At 61.9% G+C, this 4,984-nt stretch carries 4 protein-coding genes and 1 pseudogene; all 5 read left to right on the top strand.

What is annotated here, in order from left to right:
* Window positions 1-188: pseudogene (locus tag LH128_RS19695) on the top strand (IS6 family transposase); the annotation flags it as partial.
* A gap of 54 nt (window positions 189-242) precedes the next feature.
* Entirely contained in the window at window positions 243-740 is a 498-nt protein-coding gene (locus tag LH128_RS32370) for a site-specific integrase (RefSeq protein WP_327195220.1), read from the top strand.
* Window positions 741-1,049: 309 nt separating this feature from the next.
* Window positions 1,050-1,571: a hypothetical protein gene (locus tag LH128_RS19705; RefSeq protein ID WP_008831441.1), complete on the top strand. Its 522-nt coding sequence runs from the start codon at window positions 1,050-1,052 to the stop codon at window positions 1,569-1,571.
* Window positions 1,568-4,075 (top strand): HsdM family class I SAM-dependent methyltransferase, encoded by a 2,508-nt coding sequence (locus tag LH128_RS19710; RefSeq protein WP_008831442.1) that lies wholly within the window; start codon window positions 1,568-1,570, stop codon window positions 4,073-4,075. The genes LH128_RS19705 and LH128_RS19710 overlap by 4 nt, the downstream gene beginning before the upstream one ends.
* Before the next feature lie 3 nt (window positions 4,076-4,078).
* Window positions 4,079-4,576 carry a PIN domain-containing protein gene (locus LH128_RS19715; protein ID WP_008831443.1) on the top strand — a complete coding sequence of 166 codons (498 nt, stop codon included), beginning with the start codon at window positions 4,079-4,081 and terminating at the stop codon, window positions 4,574-4,576.
* The last annotated feature ends 408 nt before the right edge of the window (window positions 4,577-4,984 follow it).

A 4,984-nucleotide genomic window follows, 5' to 3' on the forward strand; every position in this document is an offset into this window, starting at 1 on the left:
CGGCCTATGCCACGATCAAGGGATTCGAAGTCATGCGAGCCCTGCGCAAAGGACAGGCTCGCCCCTGGTGCCTGCAGCCCGGCATCAGGGGCGAGGTGCGCCTTGTGGAGAGAGCTTTTGGCATTGGGCCCTCGGCGCTGACGGAGGCCATGGGCATGCTCAACCACCATTTCGCAGCAGCCGCCTGATCGGCGCAGAGCGACAGCCTACCTCTGACTGCCGCCAATCTTTGCAACAGAGCCCTGGGGCTCGCCGCGGCGCTCCGCCGGTCCGAGCTCGTCGCCCTCCAGCTCGCCGACATCCAGCTGGTCGACCAGGGGCTTACCGTCTTCGTGCGCCATTCCAAGACCGATCAGGAAGGCGAGGGGGCTACCATCGCCGTGCCGGCAGGCAAGGTCCTGAGACCGGTCGCTCATCTCAACGCCTGGCTGGCCATTAGGGGCGGCGAGCCGGGACCGCTTTTCACGCGCATCGGGACGAAGGGGGAATACACGGCGGAGGCGATGTCCGATCGCTCGGTGGCGCGCCTGGTCAAGCGCTATGCCAGACTCCAGGGGCTCGATCCTGAGGTGATGGCGGGGCATTCGTTGCGCGCCGGTTTTCTCACCGAGGCGGCGCGCACTCGTGCCTCACTCGCGAAGATGCAGGAAGTGTCGCGGCACAAGTCCCTGAAGGTGCTGCTCGGGTATGTGCGTTCGGCCGAGCGTTTCGATGATCACGCCGGGGCGGGGTTCTTTTAACCTATGATTGGTGCGTTACATAGAACGAGCACTGAATACGCTAGCGCCGGAGCTGACGGAAAACCTTCAAAATGAGCTTACAGTAAGTGCCACAATCCAACTGGGTTTTCCTGCATCATTGGCATATCGATCGAAGCGTTGCCGATTTGCGGCCTCCACTGTCGCCTTTCATGGGATCCACGGATATCTGGCACGGGCACTCCGGAGCATCGCCGGCTGCCGACCTGCCGCAGGGGCCGCTCTTTACCGATTAGATCGGGCATGATACCCGATCTCGATTCGGGCATCATGCCCGATCTGGAGGAATGAGTGCGTCTCGTCGGATCGCGCGATGTTTTGAATCTGACCGGTCTATCGGGTGACCAGCTGCGTGAGTGGACCGTGCGGCGCGGGCTCATCAGCCCTGACGTTCCGGCTTCGCGCCAGGGCCAGCAGGCCCAGTTCGGCTGGCAGACGGTACTGTTACTGCGTCTTGCGGTGGTTCTGCGCATGCGTTTTCACGTCGAACTTCAGGTGCACCGGGATTTGCTTGCTCAGGCGCGCGATCTGCTCCGTGATCGGTCCTTCCCGGCGCTATGGGGCCACCGTCTCGGCATATTTGGGCTTGAGCGCTGTTCGCTGCTTGGGCCTCACGAGGCTCCGGCTGCGGATGAGGATGTGATCCTGCTCGCGTTGAATGCGCACCTCGAAGCGCTTTCGCACGGTTTTGGCGTCCCTGAACCGATTGCGCAATTGCCACTCTTTCCTGCGGTTGGGCTGCGCCGCAGTGAACCGCATGTTGCGGTAGAAGGCGGCGCGCGCCTGCGCGCGGCCGAAGGGGGGATGGCATGAGCGCGCTTGCTCAGATCGAAGCGGGTTTACGTGCGATCGGCTATCGGCCGGAATCGCTCATCCACGATTATAGCTTTGCCGATGTCTTGTCTGAAGCCGGCGGCGACCAGAGCGTGGCGCTCGCAGCGTTCACACAAGTTCCTGAGTCCTATCGTTCCGCCGCCTTCGGCGTTATTACCGGTCCGCACGACGCGACCGTGGTCGAGCGGCGGCGGGCGCTTGGCGCCCCGATCCTTTTCTCGATCGGCCAGGACGATGTCGGCGTTTGGAGAGTCGGCGCTGAAGGCCCGCCGCGCCTCACCGAACGCGTGCCGCTCGACCAACTCGACGCCTTGTTCCGACGTCATGCGGGCACTTGGAACCCCCACGCGGTGCACCGAGCCAAGTCGCTCGGCCAGACTCAGACCGCTTATCAGCTCGAATTCGTCGATCTCGGGCTGATGCCGGCGATCGAGCACGAAATCGAAGCGAAGCTCGATCGGCTGCTTGGTGAGGTGATTGGAAAGCTCCTAGCTGGAGTGGATGATCGCCAAGGTGAGGAAGCAGCATTTCGCACGACGTTCAGGTTGCTCGCAGCCAAGATTCTGATCGATCGCCACCATCCGGACGCGGCGACCTGGTCCGTGGCATCGGTGGACCAGGTGCTTGCCGGCATCGAGAGCTACTATCACCTCGATCAGATGCCGCGACCTGCGGTCGATGTACTGCCGCACGAAGCCGTCGCGTCTGCCTGGACAGCGCTTCGCCGCGCAATCAATTTCCGGAACATCTCGTCGGATAGTCTGGCCTTCGTGTACGAGAACACGTTGGTGACTGCCGACACCCGCAAGCGCTTCGGCACGCACAGCACGCCGCGCCAGGTGGCGGAGTATGTCGTCGGACGGGTCGATCTCAGCCGATTCGAGCCAGAAGAGATTACAATCTATGAGCCTTTTGCGGGCGCGGGAATGTTCCTCGTCGCAGCGCTTCGCCATCTGCGCGATCTCTTGCCGGACACGCTGACGCAAGAGGAACGCCACGCCTTTCTCGTCGAGCGGATCAGCGGTGCAGAACTCGACAGTTTCGCCTGTGAGGTTGCAACACTCTCGCTGATACTGGCCGACTATCCGAATGCGAATGGCTGGAAGATCGAGCCGCGCGACCTGTTCGTCGATGATGCCCTTGCCAATTCTGTGAAGGATAAGCGGATCGTACTGTGCAATCCGCCATGGGAAGAGTTCAACGCCGATGAGCGACATGCCTATCCAGCGGCGGCGGCCTCCGCGTCCTTTTCGAAACCCATGGCTGTGTTGCACGCGGTCCTAGCTGCTAAGCCTGCCGCGATCGGATTTGTCCTGCCACAGGGGTTCCTGCGGCAAAAGCAATATGCGGAACTGCGGCAGAAGATCGCCGGGCTCTATCGCCGCGTCGAGCTGACGTCGTTGCCTGATCGGGTGTTCCAGCGCGCGGGGCTCGAAGCGGCCGTCCTTGTCGCAAGCGAGCTTCGCGGCGTCGACGAATCGGATGCGACGGCGCTTGTCTCGACCGTTGTCGAGGACCGGGACCGGATCGCATTTCTGGAGACCGGCAAGGTTACCGCCGAGCGCCGTCTCGCCAGAGCCGTGACTCAGGGCGACCTCTGGATTGGCCAGCTCGATGAGGTCTGGGATTATCTGCGCCGATACCCGAAGCTGGGGTCCGTCGCCGACGTCTATCGCGGCCTCCAATGGTGGCAGCAGGACGAAGGTGCATCGACCTATCTCCGTCCTGGCTTTGCCTCCGGCGTCGCACGGCCGGCCGACTCGCTCTGCCAGTTTGAGTTGCGCAACACAGTCTATCTCAACACGGATCCAGCAGCCGCGATTTATCCGGGCCCGCTATCGCGGCCATGGGACAGGCCCAAAGTCCTAACCAACGTCGCGCGTCTCTCGCGCGGTCCGTGGCGAATGGCTGCCGCATTCGACGACACTGGCCTTGTCGCCTCCCAAGCTTTCTTCGGGCTTTGGTCCACGGACGCGAAAGTGCCGATCGAAGCATTTGAAGCAATCCTCAATGGACCGCTGACGAATGCATTCCTCACCGAGCACGCCTCCAATCAGCATTTCACCAACCAACTGCTGAAGCGCTTGCCGATTCCGAATGTGGACCGACTGGACTCCGTCCTCGAAGCACAGCGCCGTTACCGCTCGGCGCATCAGTCGATCCGGAATACCGCGCTCAAGCCCGCCAACGCAGATGCTTGGCTGAACGGCCTGCTCGTCGCCGCGGATGCTGCAGTGCTGAAGGCTTACGATCTGCCCCCGCGGCTCGAACGCCGCTTGCTGGAGTTCTTCCGAGGACATGAGCACGCCCGCCGGGTCGATCATGCCTTCACCGGGTGGATTCCTGAAGACTTCACTGCCTATGTTCCCCTGCACGAATATATCGGGCCATTGCTGCGCGAAAATGTCGGCGCTTGGCCCCTCGATGTCTTCACGCCGGCGCCCGAGCGCGAAGTCGACCGGCTCAGGCTCTACGTCCAATAGCGGATGGATACCTATCTGCTTGATACGAACCTCGTGTCGGTCCTCTACGACGCGCGACGATCGAACCACGAGGCGGTGCGGTTAGCGATCGCCGCCTTGCAGGCGGATGCCGCCCAACTGGTGTCGGTGGTGACGGTCGGCGAACTTCGGTTCGGGCTGGCGCTTGCGCGGGCTGCGGGCCAGGAGCTGACCCATATCGAGGACTGCCTGGCCCGGACCGAAAACCATCCCCTTGCCGAGGTTACCCGGCACACAGCCGATGCCTTCGCGACCGTCAAATCCAGTATCGCTCTCGCCCGGATCGATGTGCGACGCCGGGTTCCGCGCTGGGTCGAGGCTTGGACCGACCGCGTGAGCGGGCAGCTTTTGCAGGTGGACGAGAACGATCTTTGGATCGCAGCCCAAGCGCTCGAGCGTAACTATGTGGTCGTCACGTGCGACAGGGATTTTATACAGGTGATAGCGCCAGCAGTGCCAGGTCTGCGCGTCCAACTGGTTTGACCCTAGGGCCTTTTCCGCACTTCCCGTTTCTATTGGAAGGGAAGCGCCGAGCGTGAACCACCGTTCGACGGCGGCGCATTTGGGCGGATTTGCGGGAAAGGGCGAGATCCTACGCTGAGCCCAATTGAGTATTTTTAAAAGTAGTGGTCAAGCTCGCGAGATTAGGATCCTGGCAGGGAGGCTCTCATGGGCCAAGGCGACGGCATCGAAGCCGTCCCCCACTTGCTCAAGCACCGCCTCAAAGTTCGAAATCGTCGGGTTGGTGACAGAACCATAAGTCAGAGGTCGAGAATTTTCATTACTGAGGGCTGGTTTCGCAGGTCGAGGCCGCTTCCTATTCCTGCCGGACAGGTCATCAAGCAGCTTCGCAAAGTGCCACAGAGCCGACTCTGCCGTTTCCCGCCTTTC

It is taken from the genome of Sphingomonas sp. LH128 (genome assembly GCF_000293195.2).
Taxonomy (GTDB): domain Bacteria; phylum Pseudomonadota; class Alphaproteobacteria; order Sphingomonadales; family Sphingomonadaceae; genus Novosphingobium; species Novosphingobium resinovorum_A.

What these genes read in the sequence shown, in the direction of transcription:
- LH128_RS19710 (WP_008831442.1), top strand. Translation starts at nt 1,568, where the DNA reads ATGAGCGCGCTTGCTCAGATCGAAGCGGGTTTACGTGCGATCGGCTAT.
- LH128_RS19715 (WP_008831443.1), top strand. Translation starts at nt 4,079, where the DNA reads ATGGATACCTATCTGCTTGATACGAACCTCGTGTCGGTCCTCTACGAC.